The 23,834-nt window shown below is 64.8% G+C and carries 23 protein-coding genes and 3 tRNA genes; 16 read left to right on the top strand and 10 right to left on the bottom strand.

Annotated features, from left to right (window positions below; all coding sequences use genetic code 11):
• Nucleotides 1-494: 494 nt before the first annotated feature.
• The 5 genes from Q0743_RS13785 to Q0743_RS13765 all read left to right on the top strand — a co-directional run bounded on the left by Q0743_RS13785 (nucleotide 495) and on the right by Q0743_RS13765 (nucleotide 6,499).
• Nucleotides 495-2,192, top strand: coding sequence for a methyl-accepting chemotaxis protein (locus Q0743_RS13785; RefSeq protein WP_298242082.1), 1,698 nt, complete (start codon nucleotides 495-497; stop codon nucleotides 2,190-2,192).
• Between the two features lie 241 nt (nucleotides 2,193-2,433).
• Entirely contained in the window at nucleotides 2,434-3,153 is a 720-nt protein-coding gene (locus Q0743_RS13780) for a bifunctional 2-polyprenyl-6-hydroxyphenol methylase/3-demethylubiquinol 3-O-methyltransferase UbiG (RefSeq protein WP_298242081.1), read from the top strand.
• A 59-nt stretch (nucleotides 3,154-3,212) separates the two neighbouring features.
• Nucleotides 3,213-3,926 (top strand): class I SAM-dependent methyltransferase, encoded by a 714-nt coding sequence (locus Q0743_RS13775; protein WP_298242080.1) that lies wholly within the window; start codon nucleotides 3,213-3,215, stop codon nucleotides 3,924-3,926.
• 95 nt (nucleotides 3,927-4,021) lie between these two features.
• Nucleotides 4,022-5,854 (top strand): PQQ-binding-like beta-propeller repeat protein, encoded by a 1,833-nt coding sequence (locus tag Q0743_RS13770; protein ID WP_298242079.1) that lies wholly within the window; start codon nucleotides 4,022-4,024, stop codon nucleotides 5,852-5,854.
• Nucleotides 5,855-6,085: 231 nt separating this feature from the next.
• Nucleotides 6,086-6,499, top strand: a complete 414-nt coding sequence (locus tag Q0743_RS13765; RefSeq protein WP_298242078.1) for a GFA family protein — start codon at nucleotides 6,086-6,088, stop codon at nucleotides 6,497-6,499.
• A 13-nt stretch (nucleotides 6,500-6,512) separates the two neighbouring features.
• Here Q0743_RS13765 and Q0743_RS13760 read toward each other — a convergent pair.
• A tRNA-Thr gene (locus Q0743_RS13760) sits at nucleotides 6,513-6,587 on the bottom strand.
• A 166-nt stretch (nucleotides 6,588-6,753) separates the two neighbouring features.
• The gene (locus Q0743_RS13755) at nucleotides 6,754-7,248 is read right to left on the bottom strand and encodes a hypothetical protein (RefSeq protein ID WP_298242077.1); all 495 of its coding nucleotides are present in this window, start codon (nucleotides 7,246-7,248) and stop codon (nucleotides 6,754-6,756) included.
• Nucleotides 7,249-7,531: 283 nt separating this feature from the next.
• Between Q0743_RS13755 and Q0743_RS13750 the strand changes: the two genes are divergently transcribed.
• Nucleotides 7,532-8,017, top strand: coding sequence for a hypothetical protein (locus Q0743_RS13750; RefSeq protein WP_298242076.1), 486 nt, complete (start codon nucleotides 7,532-7,534; stop codon nucleotides 8,015-8,017).
• 43 nt (nucleotides 8,018-8,060) lie between these two features.
• Complete coding sequence (locus Q0743_RS13745; RefSeq protein WP_298242075.1) at nucleotides 8,061-8,534, top strand: hypothetical protein; 474 nt, start codon at nucleotides 8,061-8,063, stop codon at nucleotides 8,532-8,534.
• Nucleotides 8,535-8,602: 68 nt separating this feature from the next.
• Here Q0743_RS13745 and rlmB read toward each other — a convergent pair whose 3' ends face one another.
• A complete protein-coding gene (rlmB, locus tag Q0743_RS13740; protein ID WP_298242074.1) occupies nucleotides 8,603-9,433 on the bottom strand; it encodes a 23S rRNA (guanosine(2251)-2'-O)-methyltransferase RlmB in 831 nt (276 codons plus the stop codon).
• Between the two features lie 217 nt (nucleotides 9,434-9,650).
• Here rlmB and Q0743_RS13735 point away from each other — a divergent pair.
• Nucleotides 9,651-9,736 (top strand) — tRNA-Tyr (locus Q0743_RS13735).
• Between the two features lie 95 nt (nucleotides 9,737-9,831).
• A complete protein-coding gene (locus Q0743_RS13730; protein ID WP_298242073.1) occupies nucleotides 9,832-10,074 on the top strand; it encodes a GIY-YIG nuclease family protein in 243 nt (80 codons plus the stop codon).
• A gap of 37 nt (nucleotides 10,075-10,111) precedes the next feature.
• Here the strand turns inward: Q0743_RS13730 and ppk2 are convergent, their stop codons facing one another.
• From ppk2 to Q0743_RS13715, 3 genes are all read right to left on the bottom strand, one after another.
• The gene (gene ppk2, locus Q0743_RS13725; protein WP_298242072.1) at nucleotides 10,112-11,239 is read right to left on the bottom strand and encodes a polyphosphate kinase 2; all 1,128 of its coding nucleotides are present in this window, start codon (nucleotides 11,237-11,239) and stop codon (nucleotides 10,112-10,114) included.
• Nucleotides 11,240-11,310: 71 nt separating this feature from the next.
• Nucleotides 11,311-12,363: an LLM class flavin-dependent oxidoreductase gene (locus Q0743_RS13720; RefSeq protein WP_298242071.1), complete on the bottom strand. Its 1,053-nt coding sequence runs from the start codon at nucleotides 12,361-12,363 to the stop codon at nucleotides 11,311-11,313.
• A gap of 96 nt (nucleotides 12,364-12,459) precedes the next feature.
• Entirely contained in the window at nucleotides 12,460-13,440 is a 981-nt protein-coding gene (locus tag Q0743_RS13715) for an NADPH:quinone oxidoreductase family protein (RefSeq protein ID WP_298242179.1), read from the bottom strand.
• A 134-nt stretch (nucleotides 13,441-13,574) separates the two neighbouring features.
• On the opposite strand from Q0743_RS13715, the gene Q0743_RS13710 reads away from it, so the two are divergent.
• Nucleotides 13,575-14,774 carry a DNA cytosine methyltransferase gene (locus Q0743_RS13710; protein WP_367184896.1) on the top strand — a complete coding sequence of 400 codons (1,200 nt, stop codon included), beginning with the start codon at nucleotides 13,575-13,577 and terminating at the stop codon, nucleotides 14,772-14,774.
• The gene (locus Q0743_RS13705) at nucleotides 14,771-15,187 is read left to right on the top strand and encodes a very short patch repair endonuclease (protein ID WP_298242069.1); all 417 of its coding nucleotides are present in this window, start codon (nucleotides 14,771-14,773) and stop codon (nucleotides 15,185-15,187) included. Before Q0743_RS13710 ends, Q0743_RS13705 begins: the two co-directional genes overlap by 4 nt.
• Here the strand turns inward: Q0743_RS13705 and Q0743_RS13700 are convergent.
• On the bottom strand, nucleotides 15,149-15,991 hold the full coding sequence (locus tag Q0743_RS13700) for a hypothetical protein (RefSeq protein ID WP_298242068.1): 843 nt from the start codon (nucleotides 15,989-15,991) through the stop codon (nucleotides 15,149-15,151). The genes Q0743_RS13705 and Q0743_RS13700 overlap by 39 nt on opposite strands.
• A 100-nt stretch (nucleotides 15,992-16,091) precedes the next feature.
• A complete protein-coding gene (locus Q0743_RS13695) occupies nucleotides 16,092-18,149 on the bottom strand; it encodes an ATP-dependent helicase (protein WP_298242067.1) in 2,058 nt (685 codons plus the stop codon).
• A 127-nt stretch (nucleotides 18,150-18,276) separates the two neighbouring features.
• Here Q0743_RS13695 and Q0743_RS13690 point away from each other — a divergent pair, with 127 nt between their 5' ends.
• Nucleotides 18,277-18,861 carry a TMEM175 family protein gene (locus tag Q0743_RS13690; RefSeq protein WP_298242066.1) on the top strand — a complete coding sequence of 195 codons (585 nt, stop codon included), beginning with the start codon at nucleotides 18,277-18,279 and terminating at the stop codon, nucleotides 18,859-18,861.
• Nucleotides 18,862-18,870: 9 nt separating this feature from the next.
• Here the strand turns inward: Q0743_RS13690 and Q0743_RS13685 are convergent, their stop codons facing one another.
• Nucleotides 18,871-19,251, bottom strand: coding sequence for a YciI family protein (locus Q0743_RS13685; protein WP_298242065.1), 381 nt, complete (start codon nucleotides 19,249-19,251; stop codon nucleotides 18,871-18,873).
• A 211-nt stretch (nucleotides 19,252-19,462) separates the two neighbouring features.
• Between Q0743_RS13685 and Q0743_RS13680 the strand changes: the two genes are divergently transcribed.
• Together Q0743_RS13680 and Q0743_RS13675 are read left to right on the top strand one after the other, a co-directional pair.
• Nucleotides 19,463-19,660, top strand: a complete 198-nt coding sequence (locus Q0743_RS13680) for a hypothetical protein (protein ID WP_298242064.1) — start codon at nucleotides 19,463-19,465, stop codon at nucleotides 19,658-19,660.
• A 27-nt stretch (nucleotides 19,661-19,687) separates the two neighbouring features.
• Nucleotides 19,688-19,891: a hypothetical protein gene (locus Q0743_RS13675; RefSeq protein ID WP_298242063.1), complete on the top strand. Its 204-nt coding sequence runs from the start codon at nucleotides 19,688-19,690 to the stop codon at nucleotides 19,889-19,891.
• Between the two features lie 11 nt (nucleotides 19,892-19,902).
• Here the strand turns inward: Q0743_RS13675 and Q0743_RS13670 are convergent, their stop codons facing one another.
• Nucleotides 19,903-20,616: an ABC transporter substrate-binding protein gene (locus Q0743_RS13670; RefSeq protein WP_298242062.1), complete on the bottom strand. Its 714-nt coding sequence runs from the start codon at nucleotides 20,614-20,616 to the stop codon at nucleotides 19,903-19,905.
• Between the two features lie 285 nt (nucleotides 20,617-20,901).
• Between Q0743_RS13670 and Q0743_RS13665 the strand changes: the two genes are divergently transcribed.
• Both Q0743_RS13665 and Q0743_RS13660 read left to right on the top strand, forming a co-directional pair.
• Nucleotides 20,902-23,334, top strand: coding sequence for an ATP-binding protein (locus tag Q0743_RS13665; RefSeq protein ID WP_298242061.1), 2,433 nt, complete (start codon nucleotides 20,902-20,904; stop codon nucleotides 23,332-23,334).
• 330 nt (nucleotides 23,335-23,664) lie between these two features.
• A tRNA-Gly gene (locus Q0743_RS13660) sits at nucleotides 23,665-23,738 on the top strand.
• Nucleotides 23,739-23,834 lie beyond the last annotated feature (96 nt).

The following is a 23,834-nucleotide window of genomic DNA, read 5'->3' as shown; positions in this document are numbered from 1 at the left end:
GGTGAGCGCACGAGCCGTTCCGATTCCATCGGTACGGGAGAGACTCTAGCGCTGGCGCGGGTTGACGTTGGGCTCGAACGGGGCGCCCACCACCCGAACCGGCGTCAGGTCCGACGTCCGGGGGACGTCGGTCAGCGATCTCTCGGCGACCAGCCTTTCGGGCTGCGGTCGAAGCACTGGCTCAAGCAGTGTCAACGTGCCGGCCACGGCGCTACAGCACAGTGCCACCGTCGCCAGCAGAAACATGTTTCGGTTTTCTTCTCTGATCCGCATGGGCCGACAACGGCCGAAGGCTCGCCGCGGTTCCGCAGCCGCGAGGCTCCGGATTGCGTGAGCGTAAGCGGGCCAAGCTTACGCGAAGCTTACGTCGAGAGCGCATAAGGGTTATTTTTCCGTAAGAGGACGCATTCGATTTGCATTAAATCTTAACGACCGCGGGTTCCAATGCACGGTGCTGGGCTTATTGCTCGACAGGACATTGGTGGGCGGCGGAAATGAGCTTTTTGAACAATCTGAAGATCGTCTGGAAAGTGGCGCTGATCGTGGCAGTGATGGGCTGCGCGATGATCGCTGTCGCAGGCTTCGGCGCGCGCGAACTGTCCGCAACTGTCGACGGCTTCGGCGAACTCGCCGCCGCCCAATCCTCCTCGCTCAATCTCGCGCGCGCCCAGCGTCGCGCCGAGACTTATCATGCCGCGCTCTATGCGGTCCTCACCGAGGCAACCGAGGCCGGCAATGTCGCTCGCCTGAAGACCGCCAACCAGAATCGCGACGAGATCCGTCAATTCCTGGACGCGGCTGAGCAGGATGATCCGCAGCGCGCCAGCCAGATCAAGAGCATCGGCGACCAGCTCAAGGCAGCGTTCGCGGGCTGCGATCCCGTGCTGAAGGCGGGATCGCAGGCCAGCAGCACGGAAGAGAATGCCAAGGCCGCCGACCGGGCGCATAAGGAGTGCGATCCGCTGCTCGATGCGGCCTTGGCTCGCATTGCCCAATTCACCACCGAAACCGGTCAGGCCGTCGCCAAGCGCAAAGAGGCCATCAACCGCGACGCGCGCGCCGCGACCTGGACCGTGGCCGGCGTCAGCGCCGGCGGCCTGATCCTGGGCATTGCGATCGCGCTGTTCATCGGCCTCAAGGCGATGTCGCAGCCGATTGCCCGGCTCAAGCTCGCGATGGAGGGTCTCGCCCGCAACGATCTCAACACCGATGTGCCCGAGAAGGACCGTCGCGACGAGATCGGCGAGATGGCGAGAACGGTCGAGGTGTTCAAGACCAACGGTCTCGAGGTCGAACGCCTCAAGGCCGCGCAGCTCGAAGCGGAGAAGCAGGCCGCCGAGCAGCGCCGCCGGGACATGGTCAACCTCGCCGACGGCTTCGAGCGTGCGGTCGGCGAGATCATCGACACCGTCGGATCCGCGTCCACCGAGCTGGAAGCATCGTCCTCGACGCTGGCCACCACCGCGCAGCGCGCGCAGGAGCTGACCTCGGTCGTCGCGGTCGCCTCGGGCGAAGCCACCGGTAACGTTCAGTCGGTCGCGACCGCCACCGAAGAGCTGTCCTCGTCGGTCAACGAGATCAGCCGTCAGGTGCAGGAATCCGCAAGGATGGCGGGTGAAGCCGTCGCCCAGGCTCGCACCACGACCGAACGCGTCAGCGAGCTCTCGGTCGCGGCGACGCGGATCGGCGACGTCGTCGAGCTGATCAACACCATTGCCGGCCAGACCAACCTGCTGGCGCTGAACGCGACCATCGAGGCGGCGCGCGCTGGCGAAGCCGGCCGCGGCTTTGCCGTGGTTGCCTCCGAGGTGAAGACGCTGGCCGAGCAGACCGCGAAGGCGACCGGCGAGATCAGCCAGCAGATCACCGGCATCCAGACCGCGACGCAGGAATCCGTCAACGCGATCCGCGACATCTCCGTGACGATCGAGCGGCTGTCGGAAGTGTCGTCGACCATCGCTGCGGCCGTCGAGGAGCAGGGCGCCGCGACGCAGGAGATCTCGCGCAACGTGCAGCAGGCCGCGCACGGCACCCAGCAGGTCTCCACCAACATCACCGACGTGCAGCGCGGCGCGGCCGAGACCGGCTCGGCGTCCTCGCAGGTGCTCTCGACTGCCAAGATGCTGGCGAGCGACAGCAACCGGCTGAAGGACGAGGTCGGGAAATTCCTGCGCACCGTGCGCGCCGCCTGAGGCCCGCGCGGCGGCCTGTTCCGCCGCGCCCTCGGTCAGGCCAGCAGGAAGCCGAGCACAAACACGAACAGCATGGCCGTCATGACGACGGCCGTCAACGCGCCGGCGGCGATCCTGGCCTTGTCTCGGGGCGTGGTGGGGTGCATGACATGCGCACGTTACCCCGTGTTGAAATCCGATCCAATCTGTGGTTGTTGACCGTCCCCACGCGGGTGCGCGGCAGACACCACAGGTCCGGGACATGAATGAGGACGTCGGCGACGGCTGGGCCACCTCCGCGGCTGCATGGATCGCCGAGCAAGGCGAAGACGGCGACTATGGCCGCCGCTTCGTGCTGGATACGCCGATGCGGGCGCGGATCGAGGGCCGCGGATTCCGCAATGCGCTCGATGTCGGATGCGGGGAGGGGCGCTTCTGCCGTATCATGCAGCGCGCCGGCATCCGCACCACCGGCATCGATCCGACCGAGGCCCTGCTGGCGCGCGCCAGGGAGCTGGACCCGGACGGCGACTATCGGCTCGGCCGCGCCGAGACGATGGATTTTGGGGCCTCCCATGATCTCGTCGTCAGCTATCTCAGCCTGATCGACATGCCCGATCTCGGCGCGGCGATCGCCGGCATGGTGAGGGCGCTGCGGCCCGGCGGCACGCTGCTGATCGCCAACATGACCAGCTTCAACACCGCAGGTCCGCCCGAAGGCTGGACGCGCGACCACGACGGCACCCCGCGTTTCACCATCGATCACTACATGGAGGAACGCGCGACCTGGGTGAGCTGGCGCGACATGCGGATCCTGAACTGGCATCGGCCGCTCAGCACCTACATGACGCTGCTGCTCGATCACGGCCTCCAGCTGCGCCTGTTCAGCGAGCCCCAACCGACGGGCGGCACCCCCGAGCAGATCGCCCGGCATCGCCGCGTGCCCTACTTCCACATCATGGAGTGGCAGAAGCCGGATTGAGCGGTGGAGGTTCGCGGCTTGCTGTAGTGTGGTGGTGCGACTTGATGTGAGGCTTGCCGATGATCTCCAACCGTCCTCCCGTGCTCGCCCATGAACGCTTCGTCGCCGACCGCGACAATTTCACGGGGCTCGATCTGGCCGCGCGGTTCGAGCGGATCGAGCGGACCAACCTCTGGGGTGCGGCCAGCTCGGTCTCGGGCCTCGGCTCGGAGGACATGGCCACCGCCGCGATCCGGGACGCGCTTCCGCCGCTGTTGCAGCGGCTCGGCGTGCGCGCGCTGCTCGATGCGCCCTGCGGCGATGCCGGCTGGATCGGCCGGGCCAAGCTCGAGCTCAACTATATCGGCATCGACATCGTGCCCTCGCTGATCGCCGCCAACAACCGCCGCGTGGCGGACGGCGAGCTCGCGGGCCGATTCCTGCTGGCCGATCTCACGCGTGATGCGCTGCCGCGCGCCGATCTGATCCTGTGCCGGGACTGCCTGGTGCATCTGAGTTTTGACAACATCGCCCGTGTCATCAGCCGCTTTCGCGCGAGCGGCGCGCAATATCTCCTCGTCACGACGTTCCCCGAATGGGAGGGCAACAGCGATTGCGAGGATGGCGACTGGCGCGCGCTCAACATGACGAAGGCGCCGTTCGGCTGGCCCGCGCCGCGCGAGTTGATCGACGAGCGCTGCGAGGAGGGCGACGGCGGCTGGCGCGACAAGAGTCTCGGGTTGTGGCGGCTCGACGAGCTGCCGGATCCTGCTCGCGCGGCCACGGATGTGTGACGGCCGCAGGCACAACCTTCCATTGCGGACTCGATCGCGTCGGCGATAGACTTCGGCTTGTGTGAACGATCTCCCGTCGCATGCCGGAGACCACCATGAGCCTACGTGCCGTCCTGGCCGCGTTGTTGATCGGGTTCAGTTCGCCGGCGCTGGCGCAGCAGGACGGGGCTGCGCTCTACGCCGCGCATTGCGCGCAATGCCACGACACCGATGCGCAGACCCGCGTGCCCGGCCGCAGCGCCTTGCAGGCGATGTCGTTCGACCACGTGCTGGGGACGTTGACCACAGGCAGCATGACCGCGATGGCGAAGGACCGCAGCGACGCCGAACGCCGCGCGATCGCGTCCTTCGTCACCGGCAAGATGCCGACGGGCGGTGCCGCCGCCGAGGCGGACGGCCGCTGCGCGCAGCAGGCGAGCGGCTTCCCGCAAGCGCTCGACGGTCCGCGCTGGAACGGATGGGGCGTCGACGCTGCTAACAGCCGGTTCCAGCCGGCCGACATGGCCGGGCTGACGGCGGAGCAGGTGCCGCATCTGCGCTTGAAATGGGCCTATGCCTTCCCCGGCGCCTCGGTGTCGTTTGCGCCGCCGACGATCGTCGGCGGGATTCTGTTCATCGGCGGCACCGACCGCAAGGTACATGCGCTCGATGCGCGCAGCGGCTGCACGCTGTGGACGTTGGCGATCGATGCGGCGGTGCGTGCCGCGATCAGCTTTGCGAAGCTTCCGGGCTCCGATCAGGACGCGATCTTCTTCGGCGATCTGCGCGCCAACGCCTATGCGGTGAATGCGCTGACCGGCGCGCTGATCTGGAAGACGAAGGTGGAGGAGCATGCGGCCGCGCGCGTCACCGGTGCGCCGACGCTGCATGATGGCGTGCTCTACGTGCCGGTGTCCTCGCTCGAGGAGGCCGCCGGCTCGCAAGCCTCCTACGAATGCTGCACCTTTCGCGGCAGCGTGGTGGCGCTGGAGGCCGCGACCGGCAAGATCATCTGGCAGGCCTACACCATCCCCGAGATCCCGCACCCCACGACCAGGAATGCGAAGGGCACGCAGCTGTTCGGCCCGTCGGGCGCTGCGATCTGGTCGGCGCCGACGATCGATGCGAAGCGGGGCGCGCTCTATGTGGCGACCAGCAATTCCTATTCGAACCCGCCGGCTGCGACCGCCGATTCGATCCTGGCGTTCGAGCTCGGAACCGGGAAGCTGCTGTGGAAGCAGCAGGCAACGCCGAAGGACGCCTTCGTCGTGGCGTGCTTCATGGCAGACAGGACCAACTGTCCTGACGAGCCCGGGCCCGATCACGATTTCGGCCAGTCGCCGATCCTCGTCACCTTGCGGGATGGCAGGCGCATCCTGGCCATCGCGCAAAAGTCCGGCGTCGTGCACGCGCTCGATCCCGACGACGGCGGCAAGATCTTGTGGCAGACGAGGATCGGGAAGGGCGGTCCGCTCGGCGGCAGCGAGTGGGGCTCGGCCGCGGACGGCGAGCGCATCTATGTCGCCAACTCCGACGTGCGCTTTGCGCGCGATGGCACGCGTCAGCTCGATCCCACGCAAGGCGGCGGCCTGTTCGGCCTCGATCTCGCCAGCGGGAAAGTCGTGATGGAGGTGCCGCCCATCGCTTGCGGCGACCGTCTTCAGTGCAGCCCCGCGCTCTCGGCGGCGGTGAGCCTGATCCCGGGCGTCGTGTTCTCCGGCGGCGTCAGCGGTTTCCTGCGCGCCTTCGCCACTGACGGCAAGCTGCTCTGGGAGTTCGACACTGCGCGGGATTTCAAGGCCGTGAACGGCATCCCCGCCCATGGCGGCGCGATCGACGGTCCCGGCCCCGTCATCGCCGGCGGCATTCTCTACACCAATTCCGGCTACGGCCAATGGAGCGGCGTCGCCGGCAACGTGCTGCTGGCGTTCGAGGCCGGCACGGAGTGAGCCTCACGAGCGCGCGCTGGTGTCCCGGACGCGCTGCAACGCGTGTTGGCGGGCCCCGCTGCCTCCCCGTCACTGCGAGCGGAGCGAAGCAATCCAGAGTCTTTCCGTGGGGGCGGTCTGGATTGCTTCGTCGCATCAGCGCAAAATTGCTCCGCAATTTTGTCGCGAGCTCCTCGCAATGACGGAGGGCACCGCTCTTTTTCATCCCGCCAACGCGAGGAGTGCATTTCAATGATCGATGCCAGATGCCGCTGCGGCGCGCTTTCGCTGTCGCTGCCGGGACCATCGCAACTCGTCGTCGCCTGTCATTGCCTCGACTGCCAACGCCGCACCGGCGCGCCGTTCGGCGTCGGCGCGTTCTACCCGGTGGAAGCCGTCACGATTTCAGGGCCGTCAAAGCAGTACGTCCGGACGGCCGAGAGCGGCGGCCAGGTCCGCAGCCATTTTTGTCCCGACTGCGGCGCAACGGTCTATTGGCAGGCCGAGAACCTGCCCGGGATGATCGGCATCGCCGTCGGCGCGATCGCTGATCCCGATTTTCCGCGGCCGGTCAGATCGGTATTCGAGCAGTCGAAGCATGGCTGGGTGGAGGTGTCAGGCGCCGAGCATTTTCGGGAAGGCAGCGTGGTGAAGCGTTTGTGCTGACGGTGTCAGAAGCTGGTGCCGGCTGAGGGGATTGAACCCCCGACCTTCGGTTTACAAAACCGCTGCTCTACCGCTGAGCTAAGCCGGCGACGCCTGGGGAAGCGGAGCAGGGGCCCAGAGATGCACCGGGTTGTCCGCCCGCGCGTCGCAATATCAGACTTGGTGGGAAAGTGCCAGAACCCGCGATGATGGTTGCGGGCATGGATCAGGCGGCCCGAAGGCCGCCTGATCCGATGCGCTAGCTCTCGATCGCCTTACTGGCAGATGTGCCGGCGGCCGTCTTGCCCCTTGAACCAGGTGCCGGGCGTACAGACGAAGCCGTTGCGCTGGGCATAGGTGCGGGTGTCCCAGCCACGATTGTCCCAGCCGCGGTTGTCCCACGAATTGTCGTAGGCGTAGGAATTGTCCCAGGCGCGGAACGGTGCTGAGGCGATCGCACCGGCGGTGCCGATCGCGGCGCCGGCGACGCCGGCCGCAACGTCGGTTGGCCAGAAGCCGGTGCGGCTCCTGTTCCAGTCATTGTTCCAGCCGCCATTGGCCTGACGATAGGAATTGGTCTGGCGGTAGGACGCGCGATGATGACGGTAGCCGCGATCGGTGTAGGGATTGCCGGGACCGAGATTCTGGCAATTCGCGTTGGGGAATTGCGCCGCGCAGCGGCCGGGTTCGTTGACGACGGCCTGCGCCATGGCAGAGCCTGCCAGCATCGTCGCCGCAATTGCCGTGGCTCCAAAAAGTTTGATGTTCATGGTTGTTGGCTCCCAATTTGTTGACGGGGGCTAAACGCTTGCGGCGCCGGACGTTCCGAAAAAGCCCATGGATTTTCGCGAGGCGGCGCTCAAACCGCTGTGAGCGGAGCGCGGGTTCCGCGCGGTCGGCGCCACGCGCCGTTAACGCTTCGCTAGCTTGCCGTGCAGCATTTGAGCGGCGCGCAATCCCTACACATTAGGCTTACCGGAATTTGGTGAGCGGGCCTTAACCCTCTTCTCTCAGGGATCGGTTAGGTTGCGGCCGCATAACCGGGGTCCCCTCATGCGTGCTGTGGCGCTCGCTGCCTTTCTGATCGCACTGCCCGCGACGGCATTTGCCGGCAGCGGCTTCGATATCGTCGTGCCCGGCCGTCCCGGCGTGCCGATCATCATCAACAATATCGATGCGTCCTACGCCGCGGTCGAGGGCGTCTGGGGCCTCGGCAAGAACCAGCAGGTGCAGCCCACGATCTATGGCGGGCGCTATATCGCCGAGCGGCAGCCTGCCGACGTCGGCCATTATTATCCGACGCTGGGCCTGCGGCCCGGCTACGGCCGGCTCGAGGTCGAGCCGCCCGCGAACCGCAAATTGCCCAAGCCCGCCGAGAGCTACCATCAGAGCTGGGGCGCGCAATCGGCGCCGCTGCCGGCGCAAATGGATCCGCCCGTCGATCCGCCGCCGGTGATCTACGCGCCCGAGATCAACGATCGTCCGCGGCCGCCGCGACCGCGGCCGCATGTCCAAGTCCCCGGCAAGCCGCCGGGTTAAGAAACGTCAAAATCCAACAAACGGAAATCAACAGGAGAGAGTAATGCGTCAGATGATTTCGGGACTGGTCGCGGCGGCAGCCGTGATGTTCGTCGCCACGGCACCCGCCGCGGCGTGCGGCTTCAATCCGTGCCAGCCGGTCGCGCCGGTCTATTCCGGCTGCAACACCGGTTGCGGCGGTTACGGCTACGGCTATGGCGCCTATGAGCGTCTCGCCGAGCCCACCACGCAGTATTACTATGTCAACCAGGGCCCGACCTATACCGGCCCCGGCGCCTTCGCGCCCTATCCGACCTATCGTGAGGACGCGGTCGTTGCGCCCGCCAATTACGGCTATGGCTATCGCGCAGCCGTGGCGCCGTATCACCGCCCGTACTACCGTCCGTATCGCTACGGCTACGGCCCGCGCGTCGGCTATCTGCCGCGCGTGCATTACGGCTACGGTCCGCGCTATGGCTACGCCCACCGCCATGCGCCGTATTACGGCGGCCATCGTGTGCTGCGCCGCTACTACTGATCGCCTGATCGATTGAGTGACGAGACGCCCGTTCGCAAACATGCGGACGGGCGTTTTGCTTTGCGTGATTATCGCTTCATCAGCCCAAGCCGGCTGGCGCCGACATAGAGCGACAGCACGGCAGCGTTCGACACGTTGAGGCTCTTGATCTCGCCGGGCATGTCGAGCCGCGCCACGATGCTGCAGGTTTCGCGCGTCAACTGCCGGAGGCCTTTGCCTTCGGCTCCGAGCACCAGAGCGAGCGGCTCGCGCAGCGCGACGTCCGAGAGATCCTCGCTGCCTTCGCTATCGAGGCCGACGGTCTGGAAACCGCGGTCGTTGAGCGCCGTGAGCGCGCGGGCGAGGTTCTGCACGGTGATCATGGGCACCAGCTCCAGCGCGCCGGAGGCGGCCTTGGCCAGCACGCCGGTGGCCTCGGGGCTGTGGCGTGCGGTGGTGACGATCGCCTTGACCGCGAACGCCGCGGCCGAGCGCAGGATCGCGCCGACATTGTGGGGGTCTGTGATCTGGTCCAGCACCAGCACCATGCCCTCCTGCGTCAAGGTCTCGATGTCGGGCGAGGGCAGGGGATCGGCCTCCGCCAGCAGGCCCTGGTGCACGGCGTCGGGGGACAGCAGCCGGTCGATCTCCTGAGGCCGAACGATCTCGGGGGTGACGCGGGTTTTGATGTTCTCGTCTGCCAGTCGCTTGGCCGCGTTCTCGGTCAACGTCAGCTTGCGAATCCGTCGCTGGGGGTTGGCCAGCGCCATGGAAACGGAGTGCCAGCCATAGAGGATGACCGGCCCGTCGGTCGCCGAATTGCGGTCGCGCCGGGCCGGGCGGCCGGCCGATTTCTCGGCCTTCTTGAAGGGCTTACCGTCCCGGCGGCGGCCCTTGGGTGGGAATTTTCGATCGTTCATGGCTGCGCTTGTGTCACGGGTTCCGGAATATGGCAATTTGGCCGTCTCCTGAGGCCATTATGGGCCATTTTCCCCGAACGCGTCGGTTGACTTTGCCCCACCGCTTCGCCCATAAACGCGCCCGGTCGCGCCCCCATCCGGGCTGTCGCGGCCTTCACGTTCCATGGCCGTCTTCGGTCCGCCGGCAAGGTCCGGCCCGATTGTGCTGCCGTCGAACGGGGGAGTGTCCCGAGTGGCAAAGGGAGCTGACTGTAAATCAGCCGCCTCATGGCTTCGCAGGTTCGAGTCCTGCCTCCCCCACCATCCTGCTTCGCGCTGACGCGCTTCGCAGGATTTGCAGCCTCCAACTGCGCGAAGCAGGATGCCCTCCGAAGCCTTGGCGAAGGAGGGCAGCATCCATGCATTATGTCTATCTTCTGGAAAGCGAAGTGGTCGTCGGTCAGCGCTACATAGGCCTGACGACGGATCTTAAACAGCGCCTCCGGGATCACAACGCAGGAAAATCGTCGCATACATCCAAATACCGACCATGGCGCCTTGTCACGTATGTGGCCTTCTCAGACATCGAGAGGGCGCGAGCTTTCGAGCGCTACCTGAAATCTGGTTCAGGTAACGCTTTTGCGAAGAAGCGATTTTGGTAGCCGATACGACAGGTCGTCCGCTTCCTTTGCTCCCCTCCTACTTCCCGTGCTCCTCACGCTCGTGGATCACGTTCGCGCGCCCGACCAGGAGGTCGTCGACCATGCCGATGCGCTTGCTGTCCTTGCCCGCATAGGGCATCGCGTGCAGCACGTAGCGCATCGCGTTGAGGCGCGCGCGCTTCTTGTCGTCGGACTTGATGGTGATCCAGGGACAATCCGCGGTGTCGGTGTGGAAGAACATGCCTTCCTTGGCGCGCGTATAGTCATCCCACTTGTCGAGCGAGGCGAGGTCGATCGGTGACAGCTTCCACTGCTTCAGCGGATGGCCTTCACGCTCCTTGAAGCGCCGCCGCTGCTCTTCGCGGCTGACCGAGAACCAGAACTTGATGAGATGGAGCCCGCTGCGGGCGAGGTTGCGCTCGAATTCCGGGACCTGGCGCAGGAACTCGTCGTACTCGGCCTGCGAGCAGAAGTTCATGACGCGTTCGACGCCGGCGCGATTGTACCAGCTGCGGTCGAACAGCACGATCTCGCCTGCAGTCGGCAGGTGCTGGACGTAGCGCTGAAAATACCATTGCCCGCGCTCGACGTCGCTCGGCTTTTCCAGCGCGACGACCCGGGCGCCGCGCGGATTGAGATGCTCCATGAAGCGCTTGATCGCGCCGCCCTTGCCCGCGGCGTCGCGGCCCTCGAACAACAGGACGAGGCGTTGCCGGCTCTCCTTCATCCAGTTCTGCAGCTTCAAGAGCTCGGTCTGAAGAACGAATTTCTGCTCCTCGTAATCGCGGCGATACATCCGCGACTTGTAGGGATAGCCTCCGAACCGCCAGCCCTCCGCCAGCTCGTCGCTGGTGGTCCGTTTGGCGCGCTTGGCCGCCTTGCCGGTCAGCAGCGCCTGCATGTGCTTGGCATCGTCAGGCGCGGCCCCGGTGAGCATGGCCTGGACCGGCTCGCTGTCCGGGGCAAGCGCCGGCGTCCCGTTGAGGACGCTGTCGAGTGCCGCCATCTCGCTCTGCAGTGCGCCGGCGGACGATTGCTCGGCGAGCGAGCGTTCGACGGCAGTGAGCTCGACCGCACGAGCCCGCGCGTTCGCCCCTTTGCTCCGTCTGACCGGCTTTGCGCTACGCGTTCGGGTTTGCCTGGACTTCCGGGGAAGAGATGCCATTCGCTGCCTGTCCTGAAATGCGCCGAAAATTCAATTTTCGCGCGATTCAGCGCCATGCGACTTGACGCGGATCAAACCGAGACGGCGGACTCCTCAGAGAGTAAACGCTTAACCATCGGCACCACCTTGCGCCCGTAGAGCTCGATGCTCTTCATCAGCTTCGCGTGCGGCAAGGGCCCCGCCGAATACTTCAACTGAAACCGCGAAATACGAAGCGTCTTTGCCGTCTTGGCGATCTTGCGCGCCACCGTTTCCGGCGAGCCGACATAGAGCGAGCCGTGCTCGGCCTCATGGACGAACTCGTCGCGGCCCATCGGCGGCCAGCCGCGCTCCTTGCCGATGCGGTCGCGCATCGCCTTGTAGTCGGGCCACAGCTCCTCGCGCGCCTCTGCATCCGTCTCGGCGACATAGCCGGGCGAGTGCACGCCGATCGGCTGCGCGGGGCGGCCGAACTCCTTGGCGGCGCGGTGATGGAGATCGACGAAGGGCGCAAAGCGCGCGGGATCGCCGCCGATGATCGCGAGCATCAGGGGTAAATCGTAATGCGCGGCGCGCACCACCGATTGCGGGCTGCCGCCGACGCCGATCCAGGTCTTGAGCCGGCCGTTCTCGACGGGCGGATAGACCAGCTGATCCCGCAGCGGCGGACGCAGCTTGCCTTCCCAGCTCACCGGCAGCTGCGACAAGAGCGCGGCGAACAGATCGAGCTTCTCCTCGAACAGCTCTTCGTATTTGCGCAGGTCGAAGCCGAACAGCGGAAAGGATTCGGTGAACGAGCCGCGGCCGAGGATCACTTCGGCACGTCCGTTGGAGAGCGCATCGAGCGTCGCAAAACGCTGGAACACGCGGATCGGATCGTCCGAGGACAGCACCGTCACCGCCGAGCCGAGATGGATTTGCTTGGTGCGCGATGCGATCGCCGCGAGCACGGTCTCGGGCGATGAGATCGCAAAGTCGGCGCGGTGATGCTCGCCGAGGCCGATGAAGTCGAGGCCGAGCTCGTCGGCCAGCACGGCCTCGTCGACGACGTTGCGGATCACCTGCGCGTGGGGAAGCATGGCGCCGGAGCCGTCCCTGGTGACGTCGCCAAAGGTATCCAGTCCGAATTGAAGCGGTGCGGTCATTGATGGGGTCTCTGCGGGGAGGATCGGTCAGATTTAATGGACCGCGGCCGCGCGACAAGTCGACTTTCGGAAATGCTCGGTTTCCGATTGCGCGTCCTACTTCGCGATGCGCACGACCATCTTGCCGAGCGCCCCGCGCGTCTGCATGGTTCTGAACGCGTCCCGGAAATCCTCAAGCGCGAAGACACGCCCAACCACGGGCTTGAGCTGGCCGTCGGCGAGCCAGCCCGTCAATTGCGACATCAGGCGCTTCTGCACCTCGGGCTCGCGTGTTGGAATCTGCGCAAGGTCCACGCCAAGCAGGGCGCCGCCTTTCAGCAGCGGCAGGTTGAACGGCAGCGCGGGGATCGAGCCTGCGGCAAAGCCGACCACGAGATGACGGCCGCGCCAGGCGATGGAGCGAAAGGCCTGCACCGAGATCTCGCCGCCGACCGGATCGAAGATCACGTCGGCGCCGTGTCCGCTCGTCGCCTCCTTCAGCGTGTCGCGCCAGCCGGCCTGCGTGTAGTCGATCACCGCATCCGCTCCATGCGCCTGTGCGAATGCGCGCTTGTCCGGGGTCGATGCCGCCGCGATCACACGCGCGCCGAGCAGCTTGCCGATCTGGACGGCCGCGATGCCGGTGCCGCCGGCTGCTCCCAGCACCAGCAGCTGTTCGCCCGCGACGAGCGAGGCGCGTGCGCTCAGCGCATAGAGCGCCGTCAGATAATTGGCGCGGAACGAGGCCGCGACTTCGGCCGCGACGCCCTCGGGCGGAGGATGGAGCGCTTCGGGCCTGACGACGATCTCCTCGGCCAGCGCGCCCGACCGCGTCATGCCCATCACGCGCATGCCGGGCTGATAGCCGCCGGATGCGCCGGGCGCGTCCGTCACCACGCCCGCGAACTCCGTTCCCGGAATGAAGGGAAGGGGATCCTTGGTCTGATAGAGGCCTTGAATTTTCAAGCCGTCGACAAAGCCGATGCCGGCGGCTTCCACGCGGATGCGCAACTGGCCCGGCTCCATGGACGGCGGCGGGATATCCTTCAGTTCGATTTGATCGATGGGCGCATATTGCTCGACGACGACGGCTTTTATGTCGGATCCCTGTTGTTCCAGTCATCCTGACAGGTCCCGACACCCGATCGGATGAAACCTACATTTTCCCTGTGAGCTAACACAAATAGCGATTGAGAACAAAATAAGAACATGCTAGGCGTTTATCGTCTAGCGTGTTTCGAATCGTTTGGGGTTGGGAAGTGAAGGTCGCGGGCTTATTCGCTGGCATCGGAGGACTGGAGCAAGGATTGGCTGCGGCTGGACATCAGCCGAACTTGCTTTGTGAGATCTGGGAGCCGGCTCGCGCGGTTCTTGCTGCCAGAATGCCGGATGTTCCCTGCAAACGGGACATTCGCGAGCTCAAATCCCTTCCACGAGAAACCGAGCTGCTAACGGGTGGTTTTCCTTGCCAAGACCTGAGCCAAGCGGGTCGAACCGCGGGTATTGGTGGCGCGCGCTCCGGACTGGTCGGTGAGATCTTTCGATTGCTCGATCGTCGGCGAGTGCCTTGGGTTGTCTTGGAGAACGTGTCGTTCATGCTACAACTCGACAAGGGAAGCGGAATGCGAACCCTCGTCGAGGCATTTGAAGAGCTTGGCTATCGCTGGGCCTATCGAGTAGTGAATAGTCTCTCGTTTTTGCCCCAACGCCGAGAGCGGGTGCTTTTTGTCGCGACCACCACCGAGATTGACCCCGCATCGGTGGTTCTTACTGACGAGGCAGAGCCAGCGTTGGCACTGACCGATCTCAATGCTCATGCGCACGGATTTTACTGGACCGAAGGGATTCGTGGGCTTGGTTGGGCGCCAGATTCAATTCCCACCTTGAAGAACGGTTCTACCGTTGGGATCGCGTCACCCCCGGCTATCCTGCTTCCTACAGGGGACGTGATCACACCGGATATCCGAGACGCTGAGCGCCTCCAGGGCTTTCCGGAGAACTGGACCAGTCCGGCCGAAGGGGTCTCGCGGGCGTCGCTTCGTTGGTCTCTCGTGGGCAATGCAGTTACGGTGCCCGTCGCCAAATGGCTGGGTTCGCGCTTGGCTCGTCCAGGCGTTTACGAGCATGGTAGGGACGGGCAATTGCCGGCGAATGGCCGATGGCCCAAGGCCGCGCGCTTTGATGGTAAGCGGCGACATGCCGTTGAAATCAATGCTTACCCGAAGTGGGAACAGCGTTCGTCTCTGACCACATTTCTTCGATATGATGGAAAGCCCCTTTCAGTGCGAGCGACGCGTGGCTTTCTGTTGAGAACCGAAAGAGCCAAGCTTCGATTTGCAGATGGTTTTCAAGATCGGCTTCGCGAGCACCTTGCCCGAATGGAGCTTGATGTTAGTTCGAGCAGGGCCAACTTTTCTATCGCTGCGGAATGAAGATCAATCGTCCCGACGCCGAAACATCCGCGCGAATGGCGCGGATCAGACAAAAGGGTACGAAGATTGAGGTGGCGGTTGCGTTGGCGTTGCGTGATCTAGGCCTGCACTATCGCAAGAACGTCAGAAAGCTTCCTGGTAGTCCAGATTTTGCCAACAAATCGAAGCGGTGGGCGATATTTGTTCATGGTTGTTTTTGGCATCATCATACGGGCTGTCATCGGGCGACGGTCCCGAAGTCCAATCGCAGGTTTTGGCTCAACAAGTTCCGCGATAATATGCGCAGAGATGCTCGGAGCGTGCGGCTCCTCCGAAGGGAAGGATATCGAGTCGTCGTAATCTGGGAATGCCAGGAGCCGCGCATCCGAGACAAGCTAGCCAAGATCCTTGAATCGGGTAGCGTAAATTCCTGAGAGCCGGGCTATCATTCCCTCGTAATTGTAAATGTCGCCCTTCGGTGGTGCAGGTGGGATCTCGGTGAGTAGAACCGGACTGCCATCGTTTGCCATGTCGATAACGACGATGGAAATTGCATCATAACCGACGTCGCCCACTCTCGATCGGCGTGGCAGCTGCCTAATTTTGTCGATTGCAAGCTGAGCATCTCGTGGCTGTTTGTGCCGACTCCATTCCGGGTCGGATGCTCTGTTCTTCTTGTTTAGATCGGGGCTGAGATAGGTCTCTGCGACGTTCACCATCGTGAAGGCGACTGCGATGGCTTCGTCGGTCGCTCCGTGCACGGTGAGATGGGAAGAGTTGAGCTCGTCGTATAGTCGAGGAAGAGCTCGTTGATGAGCTGTCATGCAGGCCTTGGCTTCCAGAGCCATCAATACGGCACCGACTGGAGCCTGAGGAAGTAGCGGAAGTCTCTCGAACGTCGCTTGTTCTTGGGGCGTTAGGTCAATGCCGTATTCTGCTGAGATGCTGGCCAAGGTCTCTGAAGTTGCCGGCCCACCTGGTGTGCAGAGTACCAGATCGAGGTTCTTCTTGCGGTCATGGACGAAGTCGCGCATCTCGTGGTTGATGCCAAAGCAGACTGTCCCGTCTGCAACATGTCGCTTCAGAAGCGGCGTCGATGCCAATAAATCGAAAATCACTCCCCAGCAGGCAATCTTGGAATGACGGTCACTCCTAGAATGATACTGCCACGAGTTTTGGTAGCGATCGCTAATATTCGTCTTCGATAACGTTCGTACGAGGATTGTGGGCCCGTGCATTCACGCCTCGATTGTTCTGATTATCTACCTGTTTACACGTACGGCGAGGGAGATCACAAGGCCAACAGCGGCCGAAATACTTGGCGTTCTCTTTGTCGGTCTACCGCCACATCCCCCGCATCTTCGCCCCGATGTCGATCTTCGGCCCTTGTGCCGCGGAGCGCGCCGCGCCGGCCGCAGCCTTTGGCCAGGCGGTGCGCTCGAACAGATAGACGAGCGGCTCCGGGATGAAGCGGGTGCGCGAGGCGTAGACGTGACGGTCGCCCTTGGCAGCCTGGCCGTGGGTGAAGAAGCGCTGGGGAACGACGAGGTGCAGATCGTCCTTGGCCCGGGTCATCGCGACATAGAGCAGGCGGCGCTCTTCTTCGAGCTCGGCGGAGGTACCTGCGCCGAGATCGGACGGCATGCAGCCGTCGACGACGTTGAGCACGAACACCGATTTCCACTCCTGCCCCTTGGCGGAATGGATGGTCGAGAGGATCAGATAGTCCTCGTCGCGCAGAGGCGGGCCTGATTTGTCGCTGGTCGCATCGGGCGGATCGAGCGTGAGCTCGGTCAGGAATTTCTCGCGGCTGGCATAGCCGCTCGCGATCTGCTCGAGCTGCATCAGGTCGGCGCGCCGCGTCTCGGAATCCTCGTGGAGGCGATCCAGATGCGGCTCGTACCAGAGCCTTACGCGCTCGAGATCGACCGGCCATTCCGAATAGCGCAGGTTCTCGACCGTGCGGACGAAAGCGGTCCAGTCGTCGCCGGTGCGTGCCGGGACGGGAAGCTGGCCGAGCGCATGCAGCGGATCGGTGCTCTCCGCCATCTGGTCGAGCACGCGCTGCGCGGTTGCGGGGCCGATGCCGGGCAACAGATGCAGGATGCGGAAACCGGCGACGCGGTCGCGCGGGTTTTCCGCAAAGCGCAGCAAGGCCAGCACGTCCTTGACGTGGGCGGCGTCGAGGAATTTCAGCCCGCCGAACTTGACGAAGGGAATGTTGCGGCGGGTCAGCTCGATCTCGAGCGGGCCGGAATGCGAGGACGTCCGGAACAGCACCGCCTGATGCTTGAGCAGCGCGCCTTGCTCGCGGTTTGCCAGCACGGCCTCGACGATGTAGCGCGCCTGGTCGGCCTCGTCATGTACGGTGACGAGCTGCGGCTTATGCCCCGAGCTGCGGTCGGTCCAGAGATTTTTGGTGAAGCGTTCGCGGGCGAGGCCAATGACGCCGTTGGCCGCCGCCAGCACCGCTTGCGTCGAGCGGTAATTGCGGTCGAGCGTGATCATCTCCGCGCGGGGCGAGAAGCTCTGCGGAAACTCCAGGATGTTGCGCACGGTGGCGGCGCGGAACGAATAGATCGACTGCGCATCGTCCCCGACCACGGTGAGGCCGCGTCCGTCCGGCTTGAGCGCCAGCAGGATCGAGGATTGCAGGCGGTTGGTGTCCTGGTATTCGTCGACCAGGACGTGGTCGAAGCGGCCGCCGATCTCCTCGGCGATCAGCGCATCGCTCATCATCTGCGACCAGTACAGCAGCAGATCGTCGTAATCGAGCACGTGCTGGGCCTGCTTGGCCTCGACGTAAGCGGCGAACAGCCCCTTCAGCTCGGAGGCCCACCCGGCACACCAGGGATAGTGCGCGCCCAACACCTTCTCGATCTCCATCTCGGCGTTGACGCAGCGCGAGTAGATCGAGAGACACGTGCCCTTGGCGGGAAAGCGGCTCTCGGTCTTCGACAGGCCGCGCTCGTGCCGGACCAAATTCATCAGGTCGGCGGAATCCTCGCGGTCGTGAATGGTGAAGGCGGGATCGATGCCGATCCGCTCGGCATATTCGCGCAGCAGGCGCGCGCCGATGCCGTGGAAGGTGCCGGCCCAGGTCAGGGCGTCGCGCATGATCGTGGCGTTGTTCTCCCCCAACACCTTGCGGGCGATGCGCTCGACCCGGCCGGCCATCTCGGCTGCCGCGCGGCGGGAAAAGGTCATCAAGAGGATGCGGCGCGGGTCGCTGCCTGCGACGATCAGATGCGCGACGCGATGGGCCAGCGTGTTGGTCTTGCCGGAGCCGGCGCCGGCAATGACGAGCAGGGGGGCGCCCACGGTCGCACCATCGGCCACGCCATGCTCGACGGCGCGGCGCTGCTCCGCATTGAGCGTGTCCAGATATGTCGCCACGAATCGCCCCGGTGAAAGGGTGAGAGTCGGCGATCTCGCCGCGAATCGCAATGCGGCTGGACCGAACCGATGCTAAGACCTAGGGGGAAAGATGGTCCCAAGTTCCAGCCCAAAAAGTGCACCCGGCATGACCGAGCTCAAGCCCGACCAGTTCGAGATGCGGCGGCTGGAATCGCTCAGCAATACCATTTTCGGCGTCGCCATGACGCTTCTGGCCTACGACCTGCCGAAGGCAGCCGTGTTTACCGGCGCACCCGACTGGAACGATCTGGCCCGGGTCTATTCGGGCAAGTTGATCGGCTTTGCGCTCAGCTTCATCATTGCCGGCGTATTCTGGATCAGCCATCACCGCCGGCTGGCGCGCCAGCCGGTGGGCAGCCGCGGGGCGGTGATGCTCAATCTGTTTTTCCTGCTTTCGATCGTGCTGCTGCCGGTCACCAACGGCCTCTACACCAACTATCCCTCGAGCAGCGCGGTCGCGGTGCTCTATGGCCTGCATCTGAGCGCGATCGCCGGCCTCAATGCCTGGCTGTGGTGGAGGATATTGGGCGGCTGGAGCCATGAGATCATGGCTTCTTTGTTTCCGCTGCTCGTGTTCATTCCGGGCACGATCGTGGCGGCCTTCGCGCCGCACGCCGCGCCCTTCCTGTGGTTCATGGCCTTCGGCGGGCTCCTGATCCAGCGCTTCTACGGCGCGGGAAGCAAGGCGTGAGGTGAGGCTTCACCCGGACGTCGCGCCGAACCCATCGGCCGGCACGTAAAGCTTGACCGGGCGGATCTCGTAGACCGCGGTCGGATTGACCGCACGCAGCTTCCGCGCCGCCGCGATCGCTTCGTCCTCGCTGGCGCATTCCATCAAGTGGAAGCCGAGAAGCTGCTCCTTGGTCTCTGCAAACGGCCCGTCCAGCACCATGCCCGCGCCGGGGCCGCGCAAGGTGCGGGCCTTTCGGGTCTCATCCAGGCGGGCGGCTGGCCCGAACTGTCCGCTTGCCCGCAGGGGCGCCTGAACCTCGATGACTTTGGCCACGACCGCGGCGTCCTGCTCCGGCGTCCAGGACAGGATCTCGTCTTCCACGTGGTAGGCCAGGATCGCGTAAAGCATCGTTCCCTCGTTGTTTTTCTGCACAGATCCAAAGGACGTAGCAGCACGGGCGGTACCGACAATCCCCGGGAAGAGATTCCAGCACAAAATATTGCGTGCTCCGGCCGCGACGAAACCGTCCTGAAACCCGATTGCGCCCTTGCCGTGTGAACGCCGCCGAAAGCGGTTGCGACTGATGACCACAACAACAAGATGTCTGCTGGAGGCGGCTATGTCGGGTCACATCATCAAGTCCGTTTGCAAGATCATCTGCGACGCGCGTCGGACCGGACAATCGGAGACGGCCGATCTGCACGACCAGAGCGGCCATCACCGCTATTACGGCAGCTCGGCCGAGAACGGCGGCGAGCGCATCGTGGAAACCAGGCGCGGCAAGCGCCCCCGCGCCACCAATGTCTGCGGCTTCTGAAGCCTTCAAGCCGAACGTCGAGTCGACATGAATGTCCTGCAAATATCGATTGCGGCGATGCCGTTCCTGCTCGCGCTGACGAGCCGGATGGGCAAGGCCATCGTGCCTTGTCTGCTGACGAGTATCGTCACGGTGCTGCTCGGCGCGGAGCCTCACCGCGCCGTCGTGGCCTGGTGCGTCGGCATGCTGATTGCGGCCGTTGCGCTACGCGAGCGGCTTCGCGCGGGCTGACACGGCGGTCGTCACTTCCCGCTCAAGACCTGCTTGACCAGGGCCTCGCGCAGCGCCGCCAGCTCGCCGCTCGCCTCCATCTGAGCGATCACCTTGCCGACTTTCGGCACCAGATCGCGATGGCGTTCGTGCAGGTAATGGTAGATGTAAATGCGCTCCAGCGGCGGCGAGAGCGGGTAGATCCTGTCCTGCAGATTGAGCTTCCTCACCGCGGCGAGCCCGCTGAAGAGGTCCGTGACCATCACGTCGAAACGGTCGGCGTCGAGCATCTCGACCATGTTGTCGAGGCCAGTGGTGGCCGTGACGCGGGCCATGCCGCGCGTGCCCGCTTCCGAGGAGCCGACGCCGCGGACGATGCCGATGCTGTAGTCCTTGATCGAATCCCAGCCTGCGACCTCGAACCGGAGCCTGGTCGCGAACACTGCCGGCTCGATGTAGTTGATCGCCGGCGTGACCTGGACCAGCGTCGGGTAGTCCCGCGAGAGCGTGCCGATCCGCTGGATCTCGCCATCGACCTCGCCGGCGCTCGACAGCGCGAGCGCGCGCTTGCCGGGGACGTCCTCGAACTCCAGCCTGATGTTCAGCTTGGCATAGACGGCGCGCAGCATCTCGCCGCCGACATATTGATCGGGGATGTCGGCGATCCGCGCCAGCCGGATCGTGTCCTGCGCCTGGGTTGGACCGGCTGCGAGCAGCGACAGGCAGGCGACGACTAGCCGCCACATCAGGCGTCTCCCTCGGTCGTGCATTGCTACCCCTGGATTCGGACTCCGGCGCGATCTACCGGAAGTTGGCGCCTCAAGCGCTGGCCGCAACGAACCCGCTCGCTCGTCCTGCGAGTCACACCGGACTTTCACCGATGTCATTCTAGCACGCGCGGTGCTAGTTTGCGCGGGAATCCTGCTGCCGGGCGGAAGACATGACCGGTTGACCTCAAGCCGCCTGCGGGCCGGCAGGGTGATTGCGCATCGGGCCGGAGCAGAGAGCCGCCATTTCGGGGGACGTGGTGCATGGCCAACGCAGGTGACGAGGACCCCAAGCGCAGCCGCGTCGTTGCGCCGGCGGCTGCGAAGCCGGGCCTGGCCGGCATCGGCGCCGCGCTTGCGCCTCCGATGTCCGCATCTCTGCTGGCGCGGCTGTTCAACTGGACGCGCAGCGGCGTCGGGCCACGGCTTCTCGCCGCCGTGCTGCTGTTCTCCTCGGTCGTGACGCTGACGCTGACTGCGCTCCAGCTCTATCTCGATTATGATCGCGAGGTCGGGCTGATCGAGACGCGGCTCGACGAGATCGGCCGCAGCACGACCGGCAGTCTCGGCGAGAGCCTGTGGAATCTCGACCAGAACCAGCTCAAGCTCCAGCTCGACGGCATCCTGCGGCTGCCCGACATCCGCGCCGCCGAGGTGCGCGAGATTGCCGATCGTCCCAATCCGATCCGCATCGCGGTCGGCGAGCCGGGCACCCGCTCGATTGTGACGCGCGACTATCCCTTGAATTACGGCGTGCAGGGAAGCGTACGCGAGATCGGCGTGCTCCACGTCGAGGCCACGCTGACCGACGTTTATCAGCATCTGCTCAACCGGGCCCTGGTCATTCTGGCGAGCCAGGCAGCAAAGACGTTCCTCGTCTCCTTGTTCATCATCTACATGGTCCATCTGCTGGTGACGCGGCATCTGGTCGCCATCGCCGAGTTCGTCAGCAAGTACAACCTGGCGCGGCCGCCGCCGCCTTTGCGCCTGGAGCGCCGGCCGCCCTACGACGCCGACGAGCTGGACAAGGTGATCGAGGCCTTCAACGCCATGTGCGCGAACCTCGAGCGGGCCTATGGCGAGCTGCGCGAAGCCAATGCCAATCTCGAACGCGACCTGACCATCCGCCGGCGCGCCGAAGCGGACGCACGGGCGAGCGAAGAGCGTTTCCGCGACTATGCCGAGACCGCCTCCGACTGGTTCTGGGAGACCGGGCCGGACCACCGGTTCACCTACCTCTCCGACCGGGTGGTCGCCTTCGGCATGGATCCCAAGGTGCGGCTCGGCACGCGCCGCATCGATACCGCGCTCGACCGCGAGACCGAGGCGGAGAAATGGCGCGCGCATTTGGCGACGCTGGACCGTCACGAGCCGTTTCGCAAGTTCGAATACCGCGGGCGCGACACTACCGGGCGGACGCATCATTTCAGCGTCAACGGCAAGCCGGTCTTCGACGCCGACGGACGCTTCACAGGCTACCGCGGCTCCGCGACCGACCTCACGGAGCAGCACGAGACCGAGGAGCGGCTGCGCCAATCCCAGAAGATGGACGCGATCGGCCAGCTCACCGGTGGCGTCGCGCACGACTTCAACAACGTGCTCACGGTCATCACCGGCACCATCGAGATCATCCAGGACGGGCTTGTGGACAAGCCCGAGTTCGCTGCGATCGCGCAGCTGATCGACGATGCGGCCGCGCGCGGCGCGGAGATCACCTCGCAGCTCCTGACCTTCGCGCGCCGCCAGCCGCTGGAGCCGCGCGAGATCGACGTCAACGCCCTCGTGGTCGAGACGGCGAAGCTGCTCAAGCCGATCCTCGGCGAGCATATCGAGATCGAGACCCGGCTTGCCGACGACGTCTGGTCCGCGATGGCCGATCCCTCGCAACTGTCCTCCGCGATCGTCAACCTCGCGGTCAATGCGCGCGACGCGATGCCGGGCGGCGGCAGGCTCACCCTGGAGACGGCGAACCGCGAGCTCGACGGCACGAGCAGCTCCGGCGACGGCGTGGGCCGCGCCGGCGATGGCGATGTCCTGCGCGGCGCCTTCGTGATGGTCGCAGTCAGCGACACCGGTCACGGCATTCCGGCCGACATCCGCGAGCGTGTGTTCGAGCCGTTCTTCACCACCAAGGGTGTCGGTCGCGGCACCGGGCTCGGGCTCAGCATGGTCTACGGCTTTGCCCGCCAGACCGGCGGCACCGTCGCCATCGAGAGCGAGGAGGGGCAGGGCACGGCGATGCGCCTGTTCCTGCCGCGGTCGAAAGGCGAGGCGCCGACGAGGACAGTCCCGGTCCAGCCGCTCGCCACGACACGCGGACACGAGACGATCCTCGTGGTCGAGGACGATCCGCTGGTGCAGGGCTATGTCATCGCCCAGCTCGGCAGCCTCGGCTATCGCACGCTGGTGGCCGGGGACGGCGCGTCCGCGCTGGCGCTGGTCGACCAGGGCGCCAGGTTCGATCTGCTGTTCACGGACATCATCATGCCCGGCGGCATGAACGGGCGGGCATTGGCCGATGCGGTCAGGCAGCGCCGGCCGGGCGTGCGCGTGCTCTTCACCTCCGGCTACACCGACAACGCCATCGTCCACGAAGGGCATCTGGATCCCGGCGTGGCGCTGCTCGGCAAGCCCTACCGGAAGTCGGAGCTGTCGGAGAAAATTCGCGAGGTGCTGGCGGGCGAGCCGCCGGGTTGAGCTGCGCGAGCAACAAAAAGGCGCGGCGGGGAGGCCCCGTCGCGCCCGATTCTTGCTCGCTGGTCCAGGGCTGAGAGCGCCCCGATGCCAGGCCCTTATTCAGAGCTTAGCGGGCGATCCCAGCGAGGTGACAGCGCTTGGTAAAAGACACTGGATCACCTCCTTTCGTTGGTTTCGGAAGACCTCAATATAGGCGGCATTGCCGCCGCTGTTAAGGGGCAGTGGCTTTCCGGAGGAACCAGGCCGTCCGCAAAGGCCGCCGATGACGCCGGAAAGCTGTGTCCTGAACAGTTGAGACCGCCGCCCGGCCGTGTTAGGGAGCCCCCTGACGCGGGTGTAGCTCAATGGTAGAGCAGCAGCCTTCCAAGCTGAATACGAGGGTTCGATTCCCTTCACCCGCTCCACTTCTAAGAGTGAATTCTTAGAAAAACGCAGAAATATCTGCTATTCTAGGCGATGTGCAGTGTCGACGTACGGAAAGCGTGCAACTTTTCGTCCAA

The organism is uncultured Bradyrhizobium sp., assembly GCF_936943645.1.
In the GTDB taxonomy this organism is placed as follows: Bacteria; Pseudomonadota; Alphaproteobacteria; order Rhizobiales; family Xanthobacteraceae; genus Bradyrhizobium.
The sequence above is the reverse complement of the archived record's forward strand: the minus strand, read 5'-3'. Positions and strand labels throughout refer to the sequence as shown.